General features: G+C 73.7%; 18 protein-coding genes. 12 read left to right on the plus strand and 6 right to left on the minus strand.

Translation table 11 applies throughout. The features are described from left to right. Positions 1–262 precede the first annotated feature (262 nt). A complete protein-coding gene (locus BM339_RS18620; protein ID WP_024934924.1) occupies positions 263–1,300 on the plus strand; it encodes a LacI family DNA-binding transcriptional regulator in 1,038 nt (345 codons plus the stop codon). A 151-nt stretch (positions 1,301–1,451) separates the two neighbouring features. Then, entirely contained in the window at positions 1,452–4,340 is a 2,889-nt protein-coding gene (locus BM339_RS18625) for a glycoside hydrolase family 48 protein (protein ID WP_021599008.1), read from the plus strand. Positions 4,341–4,395: 55 nt separating this feature from the next. On the opposite strand, the gene BM339_RS18630 is transcribed toward BM339_RS18625, so the two are convergent. Together BM339_RS18630 and BM339_RS18635 are read right to left on the minus strand one after the other, a co-directional pair. Next, entirely contained in the window at positions 4,396–5,442 is a 1,047-nt protein-coding gene (locus BM339_RS18630) for a hypothetical protein (RefSeq protein ID WP_075021676.1), read from the minus strand. Continuing rightward, positions 5,439–6,272 carry an RNA polymerase sigma factor gene (locus BM339_RS18635; protein ID WP_075021677.1) on the minus strand — a complete coding sequence of 278 codons (834 nt, stop codon included), beginning with the start codon at positions 6,270–6,272 and terminating at the stop codon, positions 5,439–5,441. Before BM339_RS18635 ends, BM339_RS18630 begins: the two co-directional genes overlap by 4 nt. A gap of 243 nt (positions 6,273–6,515) precedes the next feature. Between BM339_RS18635 and dinB the strand changes: the two genes are divergently transcribed. Together dinB and BM339_RS18645 are read left to right on the plus strand one after the other, a co-directional pair. Then, on the plus strand, positions 6,516–7,691 hold the full coding sequence (dinB, locus tag BM339_RS18640) for a DNA polymerase IV (protein ID WP_218163688.1): 1,176 nt from the start codon (positions 6,516–6,518) through the stop codon (positions 7,689–7,691). Positions 7,692–7,795: 104 nt separating this feature from the next. Beyond that, entirely contained in the window at positions 7,796–8,602 is an 807-nt protein-coding gene (locus BM339_RS18645) for an SAM-dependent methyltransferase (RefSeq protein WP_075021679.1), read from the plus strand. A 6-nt stretch (positions 8,603–8,608) separates the two neighbouring features. Here BM339_RS18645 and BM339_RS18650 read toward each other — a convergent pair whose 3' ends face one another. Continuing rightward, a complete protein-coding gene (locus tag BM339_RS18650) occupies positions 8,609–9,463 on the minus strand; it encodes a hypothetical protein (RefSeq protein ID WP_075021680.1) in 855 nt (284 codons plus the stop codon). 437 nt (positions 9,464–9,900) lie between these two features. Between BM339_RS18650 and BM339_RS18655 the strand changes: the two genes are divergently transcribed. From BM339_RS18655 to BM339_RS18665, 3 genes are all read left to right on the plus strand, one after another. Next, a complete protein-coding gene (locus BM339_RS18655; RefSeq protein WP_075021681.1) occupies positions 9,901–11,718 on the plus strand; it encodes a sensor histidine kinase in 1,818 nt (605 codons plus the stop codon). After that, a complete protein-coding gene (locus BM339_RS18660) occupies positions 11,709–12,383 on the plus strand; it encodes a response regulator transcription factor (protein ID WP_024934920.1) in 675 nt (224 codons plus the stop codon). Before BM339_RS18655 ends, BM339_RS18660 begins: the two co-directional genes overlap by 10 nt. A gap of 305 nt (positions 12,384–12,688) precedes the next feature. Then, entirely contained in the window at positions 12,689–14,485 is a 1,797-nt protein-coding gene (locus tag BM339_RS18665; protein WP_075021682.1) for a sensor histidine kinase, read from the plus strand. 30 nt (positions 14,486–14,515) lie between these two features. On the opposite strand, the gene BM339_RS18670 is transcribed toward BM339_RS18665, so the two are convergent. From BM339_RS18670 to BM339_RS18680, 3 genes are all read right to left on the minus strand, one after another. Beyond that, positions 14,516–15,148, minus strand: a complete 633-nt coding sequence (locus BM339_RS18670) for a TetR/AcrR family transcriptional regulator (RefSeq protein WP_075021683.1) — start codon at positions 15,146–15,148, stop codon at positions 14,516–14,518. 43 nt (positions 15,149–15,191) lie between these two features. After that, positions 15,192–15,587, minus strand: coding sequence for an STAS domain-containing protein (locus tag BM339_RS18675; RefSeq protein WP_021597847.1), 396 nt, complete (start codon positions 15,585–15,587; stop codon positions 15,192–15,194). 95 nt (positions 15,588–15,682) lie between these two features. Next, positions 15,683–16,534 carry a PaaX family transcriptional regulator gene (locus BM339_RS18680; RefSeq protein ID WP_200871800.1) on the minus strand — a complete coding sequence of 284 codons (852 nt, stop codon included), beginning with the start codon at positions 16,532–16,534 and terminating at the stop codon, positions 15,683–15,685. 137 nt (positions 16,535–16,671) lie between these two features. On the opposite strand from BM339_RS18680, the gene BM339_RS18685 reads away from it, so the two are divergent. The 5 genes from BM339_RS18685 to BM339_RS18705 are packed head-to-tail and all read left to right on the plus strand — an operon-like array spanning position 16,672 to position 21,275. Then, a complete protein-coding gene (locus BM339_RS18685) occupies positions 16,672–17,871 on the plus strand; it encodes an ABC transporter substrate-binding protein (RefSeq protein ID WP_021597845.1) in 1,200 nt (399 codons plus the stop codon). Next, complete coding sequence (locus BM339_RS18690) at positions 17,868–18,632, plus strand: ABC transporter ATP-binding protein (protein ID WP_075021684.1); 765 nt, start codon at positions 17,868–17,870, stop codon at positions 18,630–18,632. Before BM339_RS18685 ends, BM339_RS18690 begins: the two co-directional genes overlap by 4 nt. Next, the gene (locus tag BM339_RS18695; RefSeq protein WP_075021685.1) at positions 18,629–19,372 is read left to right on the plus strand and encodes an ABC transporter ATP-binding protein; all 744 of its coding nucleotides are present in this window, start codon (positions 18,629–18,631) and stop codon (positions 19,370–19,372) included. The genes BM339_RS18690 and BM339_RS18695 overlap by 4 nt, the downstream gene beginning before the upstream one ends. Next, the gene (locus BM339_RS18700) at positions 19,369–20,232 is read left to right on the plus strand and encodes a branched-chain amino acid ABC transporter permease (protein WP_021597842.1); all 864 of its coding nucleotides are present in this window, start codon (positions 19,369–19,371) and stop codon (positions 20,230–20,232) included. Before BM339_RS18695 ends, BM339_RS18700 begins: the two co-directional genes overlap by 4 nt. Next, positions 20,229–21,275: a branched-chain amino acid ABC transporter permease gene (locus tag BM339_RS18705; protein WP_083597741.1), complete on the plus strand. Its 1,047-nt coding sequence runs from the start codon at positions 20,229–20,231 to the stop codon at positions 21,273–21,275. Before BM339_RS18700 ends, BM339_RS18705 begins: the two co-directional genes overlap by 4 nt. Positions 21,276–21,278 lie beyond the last annotated feature (3 nt).

Below are 21,278 nucleotides of genomic sequence, written 5' to 3' on the forward strand. Positions count from 1 at the left end.
ATTTGGGAGCGCTCCCACTCCTGGACTGCGGCGAACGTAGAACGCTTCGGACGCGGCATGGAAGCCTTGTTCCATTCCTTTCACGATGTTTCACGCCGCCTCGCGCGCGCGGTGAGGGACGGGAGTCGCCGGGCGAATTCGATCGCGTCGCGACCCTTGACACGATCGGCGTCCGAACGGATTCTTGGGAGCGCTCCCACTACTCCCGACCCGGTCCCGCCCCCGCGAATGGCCGGGAACCCCCGAAGGGAGTGCCGAAAGCGTGACCATCACCCACCCCCCGCACGACCCCGCCCTCCCGGACCGGCCGCCGACCCTCGCGCACGTCGCGCAGCTCGCCGGCGTGTCCCCCGCCACCGCGTCCCGCGTCCTGAACGGCTCCGCCCGCGTCAGCAAGGCCGCCCGCCTCCAGGTCGAGGAGGCCGTCGAGCGGCTCGGTTACGTCCGCCGCCGGACCGGCTCCCCCGACCGCGAGTCCTCCGGCACGATCGCCGCCGTCGTCTGCGAGGACGGCTGCCGCGTCCTCGGCGACGCGTTCTTCGCGCGCCTGCTGTGGGGCGTGCGGCGGGAGCTGGACGGCCGCGCGCCGCTAGTCGTGCTCATGGCCGGCCGGGCGGAGGAGTGGCGGGCGACCACCGGCTACCTGCGCGGCGGCCGCGCCGCGGGCGTGCTGCTCGTCGGCGCCCGCCGCGACCAGGTCGCCCCGCTCGTCCAGGCGGCGGCCGGCGCCCCCGTGGTGCTCGCCGGGCGCCCCCTCGACGAGGTGGCGCTGCCCTACGTCGACGTCGACAACCGCGGCGGCGCGCACGCCGCGGTCCGGCACCTGCTGGCGTCCGGGCGGCGCCGCATCGGCACGATCGCCGGGCCCGCCGACATGGGCGCCGCCGTCGACCGGCTCGCCGGCTACCGGCTCGCGGCCCGGGAGGCCGGGATCTGCGTCAACGGGCTCGTCTGCCAGGGCGACTTCGGCCGGCTGTCCGGCGAGCGGGCGATGCGCCGGCTGCTGGAGCGCCGCCCCGACGTCGACGCCGTCCTCGCCGCGTCCGACCAGATGGCGGTCGGCGCCCTCGGCGCGCTGCGCCGGGCGGGCCGCCGCGTCCCCGACGACGTCGCGGTCGTCGGGTTCGACGACGCCCCGGTCGCCCGGCAGGTCCGGCCCCGGCTGACGACCGTCCGGCAGCCGGCGGAGGACCTCGGCGCCCGGCTGGCGCGCGAGCTGCGCGCCTGCACCGGCGGCCGCCCCAACACCGAGCGCGGCGTCGTGCTGCGCACCAAGTTGATCGTCCGGGAGTCCGGCTGACGGCCCCGGGCTGACGCGGGCTCCGTCCCGCATCCCCCGCGAACACCACCGCCGGGCTCCGCCGGCGGTGGAGCCCGCCATGCCCGGAGAACGGGCGCGACAGGAAGGAAGAACGGTGAGAAGACGTCATCGATGGCGCTCCCTCACTGCCGTGGGCGCGACGCTGACCTTGCTCTGCGGCGGCCTCGGCGTGATGGCTCCGGTACACGCCGCGGCGGCGGCCTGCAAGGTCGTCTACAAGACGAACGACTGGGGCGGCGGCTTCACCGCGAGCATCGACATCACCAACCAGGGCGATGCCCTGGACGGCTGGAAGCTGACCTACTCCTACTCGGGGAACCAGAAGCTCGCCGGCGGCTGGTCGGGCAAGTGGTCCCAGTCGGGGCAGCAGGTCGCCGTTGAGAACGAGGGCTGGAACGGGGCGCTCGCCTCCGGCGCCTCCGTGAACGTCGGCGCGCAGTTCACCTACAGCGGGACCAACGCCGACCCCACCGCGTTCAGCCTGAACGGCACGCCGTGCAACCAGAGCTCGTCCGCGCCGACGGTGGCTCTGACGAGCCCCTCCGCCGGAGCGACGTACTCGGTCGGCGCCTCGGTGCCCCTGGCGGCGACCGCGGCGGCCGGATCCGGCGCGTCGGTGTCGAAGGTCGAGTTCCACAGCCAGGACGGGCCGCTCGGTGACGCCGACACGAGCGCGCCCTACGGCCTGACCTGGACGCCGTCGCAGGCGGGCGATTACTCGATCTACGCCAAGGTGACCGACAGCACGGGCGCGACGGCCGAGTCGGCGCCGGTCGGCGTCACCGTCACCGCCGAGGCGAGCGTGGTGGCGAGCCCGGCCGCGCTGACGATCGCGCAGGGCGCCACGGCCACGTACGCGGTCAGGTTGTCGGAAGCGCCGTCCTCGGACGTGACGGTGACGACGTCCCGCACCGCGGGCAACAGCGGCCTGTCCGTGACCGGCGGCGGGACGCTCACCTTCACGCCGCGGAACTGGTCCACCGCGCAGAACGTGACGCTCACCGCGGATGACTCCGGGACGGGCCAGGCGACCTTCACCTCGTCCGCGCCCGGGTACACGGCGGCCGAGGTCACCGCTACCGAGGTGGCCGTCTCCGCAGACGGCTACACGCAGCGGTTCCTCGACCAGTACAACAAGATCAAGGACCCGGCGAACGGCTACTTCAGCCCCGAGGGCATCCCGTACCACTCGGTGGAGACGTTCATGGTCGAGGCCCCCGACCACGGCCACGAGACGACGTCGGAGGCCTACAGCTACCTCATCTGGCTGGAGGCCATGTACGGCAAGGTCACGCAGGACTGGGACCCCTTCAACGCCTCCTGGGCGCTGATGGAGAAGTACATGATCCCCACGCACGCGGACCAGCCGACGAACTCCTTCTACCGGCCGTCCGAACCCGCCACCTACGCCGCCGAGCACCCGCTGCCGAGCGACTACCCGTCCCAGATCGACGGCGACATCCCGGTCGGCCAGGACCCGATCGCGAGCGAGCTGAAGTCCGCCTACGGCACCGACGACGTCTACGGCATGCACTGGCTCCAGGACGTGGACAACGTGTACGGCTACGGCAACACCCCGGGAGGCGGCTGCGAGGAGGGCCCCGGCGCCGACGGCCCCTCCTACATCAACACCTACCAGCGCGGCTCGCAGGAGTCGGTCTTCGAGACCGTCCCGCAGCCGACGTGCGACCGGTTCGCGTTCGGCGGCCCCAACGGCTACCTGGACCTGTTCATCAAGGACTCCTCCTACGCCGAGCAGTGGAAGTTCACCAACGCGCCCGACGCGGACGCCCGCGCGATCCAGGCCGCGTACTGGGCGAACGTCTGGGCCAAGGAGCAGGGCAAGGGCGGCGACGTCTCGGCCACCGCGGCCAAGGCCGGCAAGATGGGCGACTACCTGCGCTACGCGTTCTTCGACAAGTACTTCAAGAAGATCGGCGACTGCCATCCGGCCTCGTCCTGCCCCGCCGGGACGGGCAAGGACAGCGAGCACTACCTGCTGTCCTGGTACTACGCCTGGGGCGGCGCCACGGACTCCAACGCCGGCTGGGCGTGGCGCATCGGCGACGGCGCCTCGCACTTCGGCTACCAGAACCCGCTCGCCGCGTACGCGCTGGTGAACGACCCCGCGCTCGCCCCCAAGGGCGCGACGGCCAAGGCCGACTGGGAGAAGAGCCTGACCCGGCAGCTCCAGCTCTACAAGTGGCTGCAGTCCGCCGAGGGCGGCATCGCCGGCGGCGTCACCAACAGCTGGGACGGCAGCTACAGCACCCCGCCCACCGGCCTCACCGAGTTCTTCGGCATGGCCTACGACTGGCAGCCCGTCTACCACGACCCGCCGAGCAACCAGTGGTTCGGGTTCCAGGCGTGGTCGATGGAGCGGGTCGCCGAATACTACCAGGTCAGCGGTGACGCGGACGCCAAGGCGATCCTGGACAGGTGGGTCTCCTGGGCGCTGTCGGAGACGACGGTCGACCCGTCCACGGGATCCATCCAGATCCCGTCGACCCTGACGTGGACCGGGCAACCGGACGCGAACTGGTCGTCGTCCACCGGCATGCCGCCCGCGAACGACGACCTGCACGTCTCGGTGAAGGACTACACCAGCGACGTCGGCGTGGCCGCCGCGTACGCCAAGACCCTGACGTACTACGCAGCCAGGTCCGGCGACGCCGACGCCAAGCAGGCCGCCAAGGACCTCCTCGACGCCCTCTGGAAGCACGCCGACGCGAAGGGCGTCTCCGTCGAGGAGAGCAAGGCCGACTACCGGCGCGTGATCGACCCGGTCTACATCCCGTCCGGCTGGACCGGGACGATGCCCAACGGCGACCCCATCAACTCCAGCTCGACGTTCATGTCCATCCGCTCCTTCTACAAGAGCGATCCCGACTACCAGCGCGTCATGGCCTACGCCAACGGCGACAGCTCGACCGTGCCCGTGTTCACCTACCACCGCTTCTGGGCCCAGGCCGACATAGCCCTGGCCATGGCCGACTACGGCCGCCTCTTCGACGAGTGACCCACCCCAAGGGGCCCGTGCGCACAGCATCCGCCGCGTGCACGGGCCCTTGCCCTCACCCGGTCTCGACGCTGGGCCTCGGACCGGGGCTCCCTCCGGTTCTCCGCTCCGGCCCGCCGTCGTCCGTCGGGGTCGCCGATGGCGTCGTGGCCGGCGGCGCGACGGTAGGGGTCGAGGTGGGCACCGGGGTCTCGCCGCCCGGGGGGCGTCCGGACGGGATCGCCGCCGGAGCCCCCGATCGTTCTGCCGGGACTGCCGAACGGCGGACGCGAGGATCGCCCATGGGACACGTCGGCGCCGTGTGATGTGCTCCGGGCGAGCCGTTCGCGGCGACCTTGATCTTGAACTCCGTCGCGTCCCGGAGCGGGAGCCGGATGTTCCGGCTTCCTCCTGATGCGACGGTCCTGGTGACCACCGCGCCGCTGTCGGCTCTGAGGCTCCACACGCATCCAGGGGCGCCCCGGCCGTCGCCGTGCGCGCCGACGGTGGCCACGAACTCGGTGGACGCGACATCCAGCTTGTACCCGAAGGACAGGTCGCTCGCGGACATGGCGGCGACCTGCTCGGGGCCCACCTGCCAGCCGTACTCGAACTGCTGTCCCGCGATCGTGACGGATCCGAGGTCGGGTTCGAAGCCGGGGGTGTGGACCAGCTTCAGCCGGCCGAGCGGAGTGGACCTCCCGCCGGTCCCACCGGGAGGCGGTGTCCGATGCAGGGATGTCCCCGCGGAGGTGGTCGTCGGGACGTGCTCCGGTCGATTCGGTTCATGCGTGCGGCCCGCTTCGGGCGGCGGCGCCGGGCGGGGGCGGACTCCGTGGCCGCCCCAGAGACCCATCGCCAGGACCACCGTTGCCGCCGCCACCACGCTCCCCGCCAGTGTCCTGGGGCGCGGCCAGGACGCCGCGGCGACACCGCCCCGCAGGGCCTCGCGGAGGCGGCGGGAAGCGACCCGGGGCAGTGCGGCGCGAGGCGGCCGCACGCGGCGCCGGATGTCGGCCAGCGCGGCGTCGATGTCGATCTCCGGCGGCTCCGGCCGGTGCGCGTCACGGATCAGCCGGGTCAGCGCGTCGGTCTCGTGCCGACGGCGGCGGAACACGCTCACTGGCCGGCCTCCTCTTCGGTCTCGCCCGCCGCGGAGCGGTTTCCGCGGCGACGCCGCCTCGTCTCGATCGCGATCCGTTCCACCAGTTCCGGGTGATCCAGGCCGAGCCGGGCCATCAGCTCCTCGCGTGTGGCCTTGATGACCCGGTACACGGTCCGCTCGCTGATCCCCGTCGCGGCGGCGATCTCGGCGGCGGTCAGCTGGTGGGTGAAACGAAGCGTGATGATCTGCTGGTGCGACTTCCTGGGGGTCTTCGCCAGCTGGCTCCGCAGGGTGTCGCGGACGGCCTGGACCAGCGTGGGGTCGTCATCGGCGCGCGGGATGTCCGGGCCGGGAGGGGCCGCCAGCGCCCGCCGGTACCTATCGAGAGCCCGTTCGGCGCTCTTCGCGGTTCTGATCCGGCTGATGGTCCTGTTCCGGGCGGCCTTCGTGGCGTACCGCCGCAGGCGCTCGGCGTCTTTCCGGGAGTGCTTTCCCCAGTCTGTCCAGATGGCAGCGTAAACGTCATTGACGACTTCTTGGACATCCTCCTTCAAACCTGGAAACGCTTCGAAGGTCGTCTTATAGACATCTTCGTAGGTCTTCCGCGTGAACTCGATGAAGTCGGCTTCCGTGCGTTCTGCCGCATCCTCATCGTCGATGGTGGTGGGGTGCTGCGTTGGCGTGTCGCCGCCGGCGGCCTGATAGTGCAGGCTGGTCCGGGAGGACAGGGTGACCTGGACGGTGCTCCCCGGCGCGACCCGGAAGGCCATGGCGAGGGCGCAGAGCTCGTGAAGCGCCCTTACGAGGGTGAACAACACGCCCGTGATGAGCATGTGGGTGAGGGACATCGGTCTCGCTTTCTGTCGCGGGAGGCCGTGACCGGCTCCGCTAGGAGAACGCGTCACGTCCATTGCTCCGCCACGCGCCGATCCGCGCGGCGCCCCCGACAAAATGTGCATGAGGTTCCCTTGCTGGAAAATCGGTGCGGAGCAAATAGGAACACATACCGGAAAACGCGCGCTCCAGTGTGACCAAGATCACGGGGGCCGCGGAGGGTTGGGCGCGGCCCGCAGGCATGCGAACATATGTTCGTGTCCGGTGGTGCTTCGATCCTGCATGCCGACCTGGACGCGTTCTACGCGTCGGTCGAGCAGCGGGACGACCCCGGGCTGCGGGGGCGGCCGGTGATCGTGGGGGCCGGGGTCGTGCTCGCGGCCAGCTACGAGGCCAAGGCCTTCGGGGTGCGGACGGCGATGAGCGGCGGGCAGGCGCGGCGGCTGTGCCCGCGGGCGGTGGTCGTCCCGCCGCGGATGAGCGCCTACAGCGAGGCGAGCAAGGCGGTGTTCGCCGTGTTCCGGGCCACGACGCCGCTGGTGGAGGGGCTGTCCATCGACGAGGCGTTCCTCGACGTGGACGGGCTGCGCCGGCCGCCCGCCGACATCGCGGGGCGGCTGCGGCGGGAGATCGCCGAGGAGGTCGGGCTGCCGATCACGGTGGGGGTCGCCCGCACCAAGTTCCTCGCCAAGGTCGCCAGCGGCGTCGCCAAGCCCGACGGGCTGCTGGTGGTGCCGCCGGACGGCGAGCTGGAGTTCCTGCACCCGCTCCCGGTGCGGCGCCTCTGGGGCGTCGGGCCGGCCACCGCCCGCAAGCTCGCCCGGTTCGGCGTCACCACGGTCGGGGACGTGGCCGCCATGCCGGAGGCCGCGCTCGTGTCGCTGCTCGGCCCCGGACCGGGACGCCACCTGCGCGCCCTGGCGCTCAACCGCGACCCGCGCCCGGTGCGCACCGGGACGCGGAGGCGGTCGATGGGCTCGCAGCGGGCGCTCGGCCGCCGCCGGCGATCACCGGAGGAGCTGGACGCGATGCTGGTCGGCATCGTCGACCGGCTGGGCGGGCGGCTGCGCAAGGCCCGGCGCGTGTGCCGGACGGTGACGCTCCGCCTGCGGTTCGGCGACTACGGGCGGGCGACGCGCGCGCACACTCTCGCCCAGGCGACCGCGGAGACCCCGATGATCCTGCGCACGGCGCGGAGCCTGCTCGCCGCCGCCGCGCCGCTGATCGAGGAGCGGGGCCTGACGCTCATCGGCGTGTCGCTCGGCAACCTGCACGACGATCGCGCCGTCCAGCTCTCGCTCCCGTTCGACCAGGCCATGGCCGTGGACGGCGCGGTGGACGGCGTCCGGGGGCGGTTCGGCTCGTCTGCCATCACCCGCGCCGTGCTAATCGGGCGCGATCCCGGACTGTCCGTTCCGATGCTGCCCGACTGACCGCCCGCGTCAAGACGGCCGCGGAGGGCTCACCGAGGGTCTCCGTGGGAGCACCGGGCGTTCCATGAGACGATCGTTTTCCCGGGGATTCGAGTGGAGTTGCGATGGCTGACGAGAGGTGGTCGCCCGCCGCCGTCGATCTGGAAACGCCGAACACGGCCCGGATCTACGACTACCTGCTCGGAGGCAAGGACAACTACGCCGCCGACCGCGAGGTGGCCGAGCAGCTGCTCGCGGTCATCCCCGAGGCGCGGACGGCGGCGCGGGAGAACCAGGCCTTCATCGGGCGCGCCGTGCGCTACCTCGCCGGCCAGGGCGTCCGGCAGTTCATCGACATGGGCTCCAAGCTCCCCGCGAAGGGCAACGTCCACGAGGTCGTCGCCGAAGTCGCGCCCGACGCCACGGTCCTGTTCGCGGACGGCGACCCCGTCGTCCTGGCGCACGCGCGGGCGCTGCTGGCCGGCACGGAGCGGGCCGCCGTCGTCCAGTGCGACCCGAAGCACCCCGACGCGATCACGAGCGACCCGCACGTGCGGGCGCTCATCGACTTCGGGCGGCCGGTCGGGCTCGTGCTCGACCGGGTCCTGCACTTCGTCGACGACACCGCCGAGGCCGCCAAGGCCGTGGCCCGCCTGCACGACGCGCTGTCGCCGGGGAGCCACGTCGTGTTCACGCACATCACCCGGGACCCCCAGCCCGAGTCCAGCGGCGAGGTCGGCAGGCTGTTCAAGCCGACCAGAGGCCACTTCTGGGGCCGCCGCCGCGCCGAGATCCAGGAGATCGTCTCCAGCTTCGACCTCGTCGAGCCGGGCCTGACCTTCACCTCCCTGTGGCGGCCGGACCGGCCCGGCGGGGGCGCCGCGCACCCCGAGCGCACCTTCACCCTGGCCGGTGTCGGCCGCCGCGGCTGACCGCGGTCAGGACGGCAGGAGCCGCCGGGCGCGCCCGCGCGCGCCGTACCTGCCGCGCACCCCGAGCCGCACCCGTGCCGGGCGCCGCGCGGCGGGCGCCACCGCTCCGGTGGCGTCGTGCACCCAGCCCTGGTGGCTGCGGCCGGTGACCTCCAGCCGGACGAGCGGGACGTAGGCGTCGGCCCGGATCCCCGCGTAGCCGTGCCGGACGATGGAGTGGTAGATGTCCTCGGACACGACGAGGACCAGTGGCGTCCCCGCCCTCCGCAGCGCGCTCTTCGCCTCGGGCGAGTCCAGCAGCCGGAAGGCGACGTCGAGCGCCTCGCCGAAATTGCCGCGGCCGTCGTTGTGCACCTCTCCGGCGTGCACGACGACGCGCACGCGAATTCGCCGGTCGCGGTCCTCCTCCGCCGCCATCCTGGAATTGTATTCGGCCAGCAGAGCGGACAGGATCGGCACGACCGGGTGCAGCAGCAGCGTTTTCGGGACCTCGTCGAAAGGGTGCACGAGAACGAGCGCCCCGTCGCCCCGGTCGACATACTCCTCCCGGTAGCGCGCCTCGATTCCGGCGCGCAGGAAGGCCTCTTCCAGCAGCCGGTACAGCGTGCGGCGCAGCTCGGCCTTCACCGGGTCGGTGCGGGTGGTCGAGCCCTCGATGTCCACGGCCAGGATCGCGCGGTAGCGCGGGCGGACCCGGGCCCGGTCCACGACCGGGAGCGCCGGGGCGGACGCGTCGACGAGCACCGGACGCAGGGCCCCCGCCCGCGTCCCGCCCGCCGTGTCGGCCACCGCGTCGCCCGCCGCGGTGTCCGGTCCGCCGCGGGCCGGCCTCCCGGCCCGCAGCGCCGTCTCGTTGCTCATTTCCCCCGTGCCCCTTTCTTCCGATCCCCCATGGCGCCGGCGGAAAACGATCCTGGCATTGAGCGGCCGGACCGGCAACCCAGGCTCTCCCGGGCGGCCTGCCGGGTTTTCCCGGTGAATGTCCTTTCCTTTCAACAGATGATGAAAGGCCCGCCGGGAGGCGCGGCGGCCGGGCGCCGGCGCCGCGTCAAGGGGGACGCGTCCCGAATGGTCCTGATCATGCGGGGCCGGAGTCCCGCATGATCGGGACGGAATGGCCGGGAACGGCCTCGCATCGATCGGGTAACGGCGCCGCCGGCGGCCGCGGGACCGGGAAGACTTCCGGTGCGCCCGCGGACCGGGAAGCGGCGGGGCGGCCCCGCATCCGGGAAAGCACGGACCGCCGTCCCGGGGGTTTCCGGTGGCAGGACGCGGCCCGAGGTCCCAGCATGGAGAGGATGGTCGTGGTGATTTCCGCACCGCGGAGGCGCAGGTCGCCGCCGTGGTTCGGGGCGGAGACGAGGCGCGCCCTCGGCTCCGGGCTCGCGGTGGCGGGGCTGGCGCTCGGCGCGGGCTGGCCGTACTGGCGGGACCATCCGGCCGCCGCCGCGATCACGCTGGTGAGCTGTGCCGCGATCGCCGTGGTGGGGGTGCTGCTCGCGACCGGGGGGCGCACCCGCCGCACCGGCCTGCTGTTCACGGCCGCGTCCGTCTGCTGGGCGGCCAACTGGGCGGCGAGCTGGGACGCGACCGTCGGGCCGATCATGTCCCCGTACGCCCAGGCGAACTTCTACCTCGCGCTCATGATCGGCGTTCTGCTGTATCCGAGCGGGCGGCTGGAGTACCTGGTCGACCGGATCTGGGCGGTCCTGGCGTGCGCGATCCTCTGGCTCTGCCCGACCGCGCTGTGGACGACGTCGAAGCCCGAATGGGCCGCGTTCCGGGGCGAGTCGGTGTGGTGGCCCGCGCCCTTCCCCGATTTCGAGGTGTTCCAGGCCGTCCTCCAGGTCTCCGCCGCCCTCTACGTCTTTCTCGCCTTCTCGTTCGCCATCGTGCTGCTGCTGCGGCTGCCCCGGATGAGCAGGATGCGGCGCCTGCTCGCCCTCCCGGTGACCGTCGCCATCGCGTCCGTCGGCATCTCGGCCGCGCTCACCCAGAAGCCGATCATGGAGGCGTCCATTCCGCTGGACGACCTGCTGCACGTCTACGTGGTGCAGGGCGCGGTCGTCGTCCTGGTCCCGCTGACCCTGCTGGCGTCCGGGCTGCGCATCCGCCTCGCCGAGCTGACCGTCGCCGGGCGGATGCTCCGGCTGACCGCGCCCGTGTCGGTCGAGCGGGTCCGCGACGCGCTGCGGGACGTGCTGCACGACCCGACGCTGGAGCTGTGGTTCTGGGCGCCGATGGAGGGGACCTACGTCGACACCGCCGGGCGTCCGGTGGACGTCGACCCCGAGGACGAGGACCCGCCGGGACCGGACGGGGACCGCGCCGGCCGTGACGGGGGCCGCTGGCGGCGCCGGGTGCGCAGCGCCGCCGGGGACCCGCTCGCCGTCGTGGAGCTCGGCGGCGCGCTGCGCGACCACGGCTCGCTCGTGCAGGCCGCGCTCGTCGCCGGCGGCCGGGCGCTGGAGACGGCCCGGCTGCAGGCCAGCGTCCACGCGGGGCTCGAACAGGTCCGGTCCGCCTACCGGCGCCTCGTCCGCGCCGAGACCGTCGAGCGCGAACGCCTCGCCCGCGACCTGCACGACGGCGCCCAGCAGCGGCTGCTGGCGCTCGGCGCGATGCTCGGGGCCCTGGAGGCCGTCGCCGACGACCCCGCGGTCAAGGAGCACGCCCGGACCTGCCGCGCGGAGCTGATGGAGGCCCTCGCCGAGCTGCGGACGCTCGCCCGCGAGGTGCAGCCGGCGCTTCTCGTCCAGGACGGCCTCGGGCCCGCGCTGGAGGTGGTCGCCGAGCGTCTCGGCACGCGTGTCAAGCTCGACGTCACCTCCCGCCGCTTCTCCAGGGAGATCGAGTCCACGCTTTACTCGGCGCTTTGCGAGGCGTTGTCGTACGCTGTCGACCGCACGCGTGCGACCCAGGTGTTCGTGCGGGTCGGCGAGGAGGACGGCCGGCTGGTCGCCGAGGTGGGACTCGACGGCTCCGGCGCGTCCGCCGATCCCGGCGCGGAGCTGGCCGGGCTGTCCGGCCGCCTCCGGGCGCTGCGCGGCACTGTGGAGGTCGGGGGCGGTCCCGGCGAGGGCATGACGGTAAGGATGGACCTTCCATGCGAGTAGCCGTGGCGGAGGACAGCGGGATCTTCCGGCAGGCGCTGGTCACCCTGCTCACCACGGTAGGCATCGAGGTCGTGGTGTCGGCCGGCTCCGGCGAGGAGCTGCTGGCCCGCGTCGCCGGCGACCCGCCCGACGTGGCGATCGTCGACCTGCACATGCCGCCGACGTTCACCAACGAGGGCGTCGTCGCGGCCCGCCGGCTGCTGGAGCGCCATCCCGGCCTCGGGGTCCTCGTCCTGTCCGCCTACAACGAGACGCCGCCGGCGTTGGAGCTGTTCCGCGACGAGCCGCGCGGCGTCGGCTACCTGCTGAAGGACCACGTCACCGACGTGGAGAACCTGCGTTCGGCGCTGGAGCGGGTCATCCGGGGCGAGGTCGTCATCGACCCCGACGTGGTGGCCAGGCTCGTCGAGGCGCGGCACCGCGAGCACGAGCTGTCCCGGCTGTCGGAGCGCGAGCGGGAGGTGCTGGCGCTGATGGCGGAGGGCCATTCGAACGCCGGCATCGGCAAGCGGCTGCACCTGTCGGCCCGCACGGTCGAGGACCACGTGCGGGCCATCTTCACCAAGCTCAAGATCGCCTCGTCCGGCGGGCCGCCGGGGCCGCAGGACCACAACAAGCGGGTGCTCGCGGTCCTGACGTGGCTGCGCGCCGCCGAGTCCCGCTGACCGGATCCGGACGGCCGCGCGCCGTCCCGCGGCCGGCCGCGCCCGGCCGCGCATCAATCGGGTAACGGCCCCTCGCGCTCCGTGCTCGCCGTACGGAAAACTGACCGCGCGAGTCCGGTCGCGTCAGGCGGCCCGGTGGTGGCCCCCGCACGCCACCGGGACGCGCCACGGGCCCGGCGCCGGGCCCGTTTCGAGGACCGTGTCCGGCACGCTCCCATGTTCCCGGCGCCGTGCCCCCGCGCGCATCCGGGAAAACACCACTCCCGGACGGTGGTTTCCCGGGACGACGACACGGAAGGGACCGCGTGAGGCTCGTCTCCCGGTGGCCGCTCTGGCTCAGCCCAGGGGTCCGGCGCGCCCTGGCCGCCGGCACGGCGGTCGCCGCGGCGGCCCTCGTGTGCGGCTGGCCGCACTGGCGGGTGCAGCCGCCCGCCGCCGCGGTGACGCTGGTGTGCTGCGGCGGCTTCGCGATCGCGGGCGGATTGCTGGCCGCCGGGCGGCTCGGCCGGCGGACGGGCGCGGTGTTCGTGTTCGCGGCGGCGGCCTGGGCGGTCACCTGGTCGGCGGCCTGGAACGCCGGCGTGCTGCCGCTGGTGTCGGTGTTCGCCCAGTCGGTGTTCTTCCTCGCGATCGGCGTCGGCGTGCTGCTGTACCCGGGCGGCCGGCTGGAGGGCGCCGCCGTCCGGCTCTGGACGGCCGCCGCCGTCGTGATCATGGTCGGTGGCCAGGCGCTGCTGTGCGCGGTCTCCCGGCCGGGCTGGAACGGCTTCGCCGCCTCGGTCGCCTGGCCGGTGGTCCGCCCCGACCAGGCGGTGTTCCACGGCGTCCAGCGGGCGCTGACGGCCGCGATGGCGGCGCTGGCCGGCGTCCTGGTGGTCATCCTGGTGGCCCGGATGCCGCGCACCGGGCGGCTGGACCGCGCGCTCACCGTTCCGGTCGCGATCGCCCTCACGCTGGGGGTCACCGGCGCGCTGGCCGTCCAGGGCACGCTCGCCGGCAGCGGCGTGGGCCTGGACGACGTGCTCGACGTCTATCTCGTCCAGGGCATCTGCGCGACCGTGATGCCGGTGGCGTTCCTCGGCACCGCGCTGCGCGCCCGGCTCGCCGAGCTGACCGTCGCCGAGCGGATGCACCGGCTGCTCGCCGACCCGGTCTCCATGGCGAGGGTCCGCGACGCGCTGCGGGCCGTCCTGCGCGACGACACCCTCGACCTGTGGCTGTGGGCGGACGGCGGCTACGTCGACGTGGCGGGCCGCCGCATCCGGGGCGCACCGGGCGCCGCCCCGGGGCGCTGGCGGCACGAGGTGCGGACGTCCGGCGGCGAGCCGCTCGCCACCGTCGACGTCGCCATCGCGCTGCGCGACCACGAGCCGCTCGTCGAGGCCGCGCTGATCGCGGGCGGCCGCGCGCTGGAGACCGTCCGGCTGCAGGCCGCGGCGCAGGCCAACCTCGAACGGGCCCGCGACGCGCAGGAGCGGCTGGTCCGGGTGCAGGCGGCCGAGCGCGAGCGGCTGGCCGCCGAGCTGCAGCACAGCGCCCAGCAGCGGCTCCGGGGCCTGGAGGAGCTGCTGGCGCGCCTGGAGGACGCCGCGGCGGACCCGCGGGCCCGGGAGCAGGCCCGCACGTGCCGCCGCGAGCTGGCCGAGGCGGTCGCCGAGCTGGACGGCCTGGCCCGCGGCGTGCACCCGGCGATCCTGAAGGACCAGGGCCTCGCGCAGGCGATCGAGCTGGTCGCCGCGCGCGCCGCGGTGCCGGTCCGCCTCGACCTGCCCGCCGGCCGGTTCGCGCCCGAGATCGAGTCGACGCTCTACTTCGCGCTCTGCGAGGCGCTCACCAACGCCGTCAAGCACGCGCGGGCGGACTCGATCACGCTCGCGGTCCGGCCCGGTGCGGACGTGATCGTCGCCGAGGTCCGCGACGACGGCGTCGGCGGCGCCGGTACGTCGCCGCGCGGCGGCCTGGCCGGCCTCACCGACCGCGTCCGCGCGCTCCGCGGCCGCGTCGAGGTGGAGAGCCCGCCCGGCAAGGGCACCACGGTCCGCATCACCCTCCCCGCCCACGGCGAGGACGGCCAGGCCCCCCGCCCGGAGGCCCCGCTCTAGCGGTCGCGACGCGGATGCCGGCCGGCGGCGTCAGGCCGGGGTGTTGCGGACGATCGGGAGCAGGTAGCGGCGGGCGAAGTCGCGGGCACCGTCGTCGTCGAGGGGGATGTGCCCCTCCGGGGTGAGGACGAGGGAGTGGGTGAGCCGCACGAGGATCTCGGCGACCACCTCCGGGTCGACGTCCGGCGGGGCGGCGCCGCGGCGCTGCGCGGTGCGCAGCCGGCCGGCGAGGTAGCCGCGGGCGGCGGCCAGCAGCGGCCCGGCCTTGACCGTGGAGTGCGGGAGGATCAGCTCGGGCTCGACGACCATCAGCCGGGTCACCAGCCGCTGCTCGCGGCTGATCCGCAGCGCGACAGCGAACCCCTCGACCAGGCGCTCCTCCAGGGTCGGCAGCGCCGCGACGGCCTCGTCCAGCTCGGCGAAGAACCGCCGCGCCTCCCGGAGCAGGACGCCGGTGACGAGGTCGCCCTTGGTGGGGAAGCGCCGGTAGATCGTGGCGCGGCCGAGGCCGGACTCGCGCGCGATGTCGTCCATGGTGGTGCGGCGCGGCCCGTAGGTCTCGAAGGACCGGAGCGCCGCGTCCAGGATGCGGTCGGTCTGCGGCTCGCTCTCCGGGACGCCGGTGAGGAGGTTGCGCAGGAGTTCGTCGCCGTCGCTCGTCATCTCCCGGCCGACTCTAGCCGCCGGGCGCCGCGCGGGCGCGGAGTCAGCGCGAGCCGAGCGCCTCCACGGCCTCGTCGGTGGTCGGGTAGGCGACGAGGTGCCGGTCCAGGCCGCTGCGCTCGATGATCGTCTGGAACCGGCGCCTCGGCCGCGCCAGCACGAGCTCGCCCCCGGCCTGGTGCGCGGCCTTCCAGAGGATGATCATCGCGTTCAGGCCGGAGGAGTCGCAGAAGCTGACCTCGCCGACGTCCAGGACGACCAGCGGCGGGCCGTCGTGGGTCCGCATCGCGGCGAGCGCGTGCTCGCGCAGCTGGTCGGAGGTCAGGATGGTGAGCTCGCCCTCCGCCTCGACGAGCAGGCAGGGCCCGCGGGCGCCGCTGCGGAGGCGCAGCGGATCGATGGGTGCGGCGCCCGATGGTCCGCCGGGCCCTGGCGGCATGCGATCACCTCGCGTCCTCGTCGGCATGTTGTCGCAGGCACGCGACGTACCCGCGAGAGGCGAGGTCATGCGGCGGGCCGGGGCGGGAGCGGCGGTCAGCACACCCGGATGTACTCGATGGCCGCGTCCGCGAGCGACCGCGCGCGGGCCTCGTAGCGGTCGCGCAGGTCCAGCAGCACCTGCTGGCCCCGGACGGCGGGCCAGCCCTCCGGCAGGTGCTCGACGGGCAGCCGCGGGTCGTCGCGGACGAGCTGCAGCCACTCGGTGGTCATCCACAGGTAGCGGGCGAGGTCGTCGGGGGCGTGGGGGAGCGGGTCGGGACGGTCCCAGCGGTCCAGGAAGGCCCGGTAGCCGGCGGCGAGGCCGTCCAGGTCGAACGCCTCGCGCAGCATGTGCGGGACGTCCGTCGGCTCCTCGGCCGGTCCGGCGAACACCTTCAGGTGCCCGTTCAGGCCGAGGCCCGCGACGATCGGCCGGACGTCGACCCGGGACGGCGCGATCCACGTGCCGTTGCCGAGCGAGCCGAACCCGGCCCAGGTGAGCCGGGCCCGCAGGTCGTGCCGGACGCGCTGCCACGACTCGGGCATGGAGAACGCGAGGACGGTCCAGTTGCCGTCCCAGTCGGTGTTGAGCACGCCGCGCCGCCAGACGCGCTCCTCGCCGTCGTGCAGGATGGCCTCGGACCGCGGCGTGAGCCCGAAGTGCATGCGCCTGCCCTCGCGGTGCCGCTCCAGCAGGCCGCGGCCGACCATGCGCGTCAGCGTCGACCGGACGGCGTGCTCGCCGACGCCGAGCCGGGCGAAGGTGTCGATGAAGCTGCCGGAGAACACCGCGATGCCGCGCCCGAGGACGTAGTTGCCGAGATAGGTCAGCATCAGCGACTGCGGGCGGAGCCGCGGGGACGGCCGCCCGGACGGCACCGGCCCGGCCTCGCTCTGTGCACTCACACTGCGGCTCCCGTCATCCGGCCAGCGTAACGACGGCGCGGGGGCGCCCCGCCGCCGTCGCGTCGATGTTGGGCAAAACATTGACTGTCGTGAAGAGTACGCCTAACTTCGGGGCACGCCCACCCCGGGAGGTCCCAGTGCGTCGCAAACTCGTCCCGCTTCTGGCCACCGTCGTTCTCGCCGCCGGGTTCACCGCCGCGTGCGGCGACTCCGGCGGATCGGGCGGCGGTTCCACGATCAAGGTCGGCTTCATCGAGTCGCTGACCGGCAACTACGCTCCGCTCGGCGGCGAGGCGAAGAAGACCGTGGATCTCGCCGTGGAACAGATCAACGCCGCCGGCGGCATCGACGGCCGCAAGATCAAGCTGATCACCCTCGACGACAAGACCGCTCCAGACCAGGGCGTGCTGCACTTCAACAAGCTCAAGGCGGAGAAGGTCACCGCCATCCTCGGCTCGACCTTCTCCAACGTCGGCCTCGCGGTCGAGCCGCTCGCCGAGCGGGAGCGGATCCCCTACATCTCGCTCTCACCGGCGGACGAGCAGGTCGACCCGATCCGCAAGTACACGTTCGTGGTCCCGGCGATCTCGTCCATGTACGCGCGGGCGATGCTCGGGTACTTCCAGGCGCACGACATCACCAGGGTCGCGGTCGCCTACGACACCAAGAGCGCCTACGCCAAGGCCGGCTTCGCGGGCATGAAGGAGCACGCGGGGCAGTTCGGGGTCCAGATCGTCAAGGAGGAGACGTACGAGACGACGGCGTCCGACTTCAGCCCGCTGTTCACGCACGTCCGCGATTCCGGTGCGCAGGCGCTCGTCGCGTGGGCCAGCGGCTCGCCCGGCGTGACGCTCGCCAAGCAGTACCCGTCGTCCGGCTTGAAGCTCCCGCTCTACATGACCGGCTCGCAGGCCAGCAAGCTCTGGCTCGACCCCGTCGGGAAGGCGGCCGAGGGCGTGTACGTCCAGTCGGCCATCGGCGTCGTCGGCGACCACCTGCCGGCCGGCAAGCTCAAGCAGGCCGTCGAGGAGATGTCCGTCCCGTTCAAGCAGAAGTACGGCTACGAGCCGCCGCAGTTCGCGATGGACGGCTACACGGGCGTCAAGCTCCTGGCCGCCGCGATCGAGAAGGCCGGCGGCACCGACCGGGAGAAGATCCGGGACGCGCTGGAGGGCCTCAGCCTCGTCACCCCCTGCGGCAAGTACACCTACTCCAAGACCGACCACTCCGGCCTGCGTCCCACCGACATCTCCATGAACCGGGTCAAGGACGGCAAGCTGGTCCCCACGGAATGGTCGGTGAAGCAGCTCGCCGAGACCGCGAAGGCCGCCGGATGACGCCGCTCCTGGAGATCGGCTCCGTCGCGCGCGCCTTCGGCGGCGTGTACGCCGTCCGCGACGTGGCCATGACGGTCGCGGAGGGCGAGACCCGCGGCGTGATCGGCCCCAACGGCGCGGGCAAGTCCACGCTCTTCAACCTCATCAGCGGGCACCTCGCCCCCGACCACGGCACCGTGCGGTACGGCGGGCGGCCCATCGACCGCCTGCCGCCGCACGCGCGGGCGCGGCTCGGCATCGCGATCGTGTTCCAGAGCGCCCGCCTCTTCCACGGGATGACCGCGCTGGAGAACGTCATGGTCGGCGCGCATGCCCGGACCCGGCACGGCTTCCTGTCGGCCACGCTGCGCCTCCCCGCGCACCGCCGCGAGGAGGCCGCGATCAGGGCGGACGCCCTCGCCGCGCTCGACCGGGTCGGCCTGCGCGACTGGGCGCACCGCTCGGCGGACGTGCTGCCCCTCGGCCAGCAGCGGTCGCTGCAGGTGGCGCGCGCCCTGTGCGCGCGCCCGCGGCTCCTGTTGCTGGACGAGCCGGCGTCCGGGCTGCGGGCCGGGGAGCGCGAGGCCCTCGCCCGGCTCGTCGAGGGCCTGCGCGCCGAGGGGCTCACCATCATGCTCGTCGAGCACGACGTGGCCTTCGTCGCGCGCCTCGCCGACCGCGTCAGCGTCCTGGACCTCGGCCGCCTGATCGCCGAGGGCACCCCGGAGGAGATCCGCGACGACCCCGCCGTCATCGGGGCCTACCTGGGTGATGCCGCATGACTGAACGCAGCGAGCGGAGTGAGGGCGCGGCTGATCGCGGGGCGGCCGTGGTCGAGGTCAGCGACCTGGTCGTCCGGTACGGGACGGCGACGGCGCTCGACCGGGTCGGGCTGACCGTCGGGGCGGGGGAGCTGGTCGCGCTGATCGGGCCGAACGGGGCCGGGAAGACCTCGCTGGTCAACGCGATCGCCGGGGTCCTGCGCCCGGCGGCGGGACGGGTCGACCTGCGCGGGCGGGTGGCGCTCGTCCCCGAGGGGCGGCAGATGTTCGACGACCTGACCGTCGAGGACAACCTCGTCCTCGGCGCGTGGCGGCGCCGCCGCGCGAAGGGCGCCCGCGACACCGGCCGCGTGTACGACGTGCTGCCGCGGCTGGCCGAGCTGCGGAGGCGGCGCGCCGGGTCGCTGTCCGGCGGAGAGCAGCAGATGGTCGCGTTCGGCCGGGCATTGATGGCCGAGCCCGACGTGATCGTCGTGGACGAGCTGTCGCTCGGGCTGGCGCCCCTCGTCACCGCGGACCTCGTCGCGCACCTGCGCGCGCTGAACGCGGCGCGCGGCCTCGCCGTCCTGCTGATCGAGCAGAACGCGCGGCTGGCCCTCGACCTGTGCGGGCGCGGGTACGTCCTGGAGGCGGGCCGCATCCGCGCCGAGGGGCCCGCCGCCGAGCTGGCCGCCGGGCCGGAGGTCGCCGACGCCTACCTGGGCGGGCGCGACGGCGGCGGGACGGAGGAGCGGGCATGAGCGCCTTCCTGCAGTACCTCATCTCCGGGATCGCCGTCGGCTGCGGGTTCGCGCTGCTGGCCAGCGGCCTGGTCACGATCCACCGGGTGACCCGCGTCGTGAACTTCGCGCAGGGCATGTTCGCCGTCGTCGGCGGGATGACGGCGGGCTCGCTGCTGTCGGCCGGGCTGCCGCACGGGGCCGCGGAGGCCGCCGCGGTCGCCGTCGCCGGCGCCACCGGGCTCGCGGTCGGGTTCGTCGCCACCGGGCGGCGCGGCACGTCCCCCCAGGCGGCGCTGATCGTCACGCTCGGCCTCGGCTTCCTGGCGTACGCGGTGGAGATCATGATCTGGGGCGACACCCCGCGCTCCTTCCCCGGGCTCGGCGGCGCCGTGACCCTGTTCGGCGCGCACGTCCAGAAGCAGTCTTTCCTCGTCATCGCGGTCACGGCGGCCGTGTTCGGGCTGCTCGCGGTGTTCTTCGGGCGCACCTACGCGGGCAAGGCGCTCAGCGCGTGCGCGTCCAACCCGTACGCGGCGCGGGCCATGGGCATCGACCCGCTGCGGATGGGCCTGGTCGCGTTCGCGCTCGGCGGGATGCTCGGCGGCCTCGGCGGCGTCCTGCTCACCCCGCTGCAGCCCATCTCCTACAACAGCGACGTCCTGCTGATCACCAACGGGTTCGCCGCGGCCGTGCTCGCCGGGCTGGACCGGCCGGGCGTCGCCCTCGCCGGCGCGCTCACGCTCGGCGTCGCGGAGGCGATGGTCGCGGGCTACGGCGAGGCGTCCTACCAGACCGTCGTCGCGCTGGCGCTGATGCTGGCGATCATGCTGGTGCGGGCCTCGCGGAGGACCGCGCTGCAGGAGGAGGCCGCCCGATGAGCGTGTCCGTCCGCAAGTCCTCGCGCGCCTCCGGTCCCGCGGCCGGGCCGGCGCCGCGGCGGCGGCCCTCGCCCCATGCCCTCGCCGCGGCCCTCGTCGCCGTGGCGGCGCTGCTCGTCCCGGTGCTGCTCCCCGAGACGCAGGTGTCGGTGTACGTGCTGCTCGTGCTGGCCGCGACCGTGGTGGTCGGCCTGTCCATGCTGATGGGGTACGCCGGGCAGGTCTCCCTCGGCCAGGCGTCCTTCACCATGATCGGCGGCTACACGGCGGCGCTGACCGCGACGCACGGCCTGCCGACGGGGCTCGGCCTGCTGCTGGCCCCGCTCGCCGCCGCGGCGGCCGCCGCGCTCGTCGGCGTCCCCCTGCTGCGGCTGCGCGGCCACCAGCTCGCGTTCGCGACCCTCGCCATCCAGCTGATCCTGCTGAGCCTGGTCGGGCGGCAGGAGTGGACGGGCGGCGACATCGGCCTGCAGGGAGTCCCGCGCCTCCGGGTCGCCGGGTACGAGTTCGCGGGTGAGATCTCCTACGCCTACCTGGCGCTCGGCGCCCTCGGGCTGGCCGTGCTGATCACCCGGCACATCGTGACGTCCCGGCCCGGACGGGGGCTGCGGGCGCTGGCGACCAGCGAGGTCGCCGCCGCGTCGTCCGGCGTGCCGGTCGCGGCCTACAAGCAGGCGGTGTTCGCCCTGTCGGCCGGGTTCGCCGGGCTGGCCGGCGGGGTCTACGCCTTTTACATCGGGTACGTCGCGCCCGGCTCGTTCCCCGTCCTGCTGTCGTTCGAGTACGTCGTGATGGTCGTCGTCGGCGGCGCCGGGACGATCTGGGGCGCGCTCGCCGGCGCCACCGCGATCACCCTGCTGCTGCAGCTGCTGAACGACATCGGCACGCGGGAGGGGATGCCCGCGTCCGCGCCTACCGTGCTGTCCTACGCGGTCTACGGGCTGCTGCTCGTCGTGGTCGTGCTGTTCCTGCCGAGAGGGCTCGTGCCGTCCGCCACCGGCTGGTGGGAGCGCCGCACGGCCTCGAAGACGATGGAGGGGTGACGC

The sequence above is a fragment of the Actinomadura madurae genome, assembly GCF_900115095.1.
GTDB classification, from domain to species: domain Bacteria; phylum Actinomycetota; class Actinomycetes; order Streptosporangiales; family Streptosporangiaceae; genus Spirillospora; species Spirillospora madurae.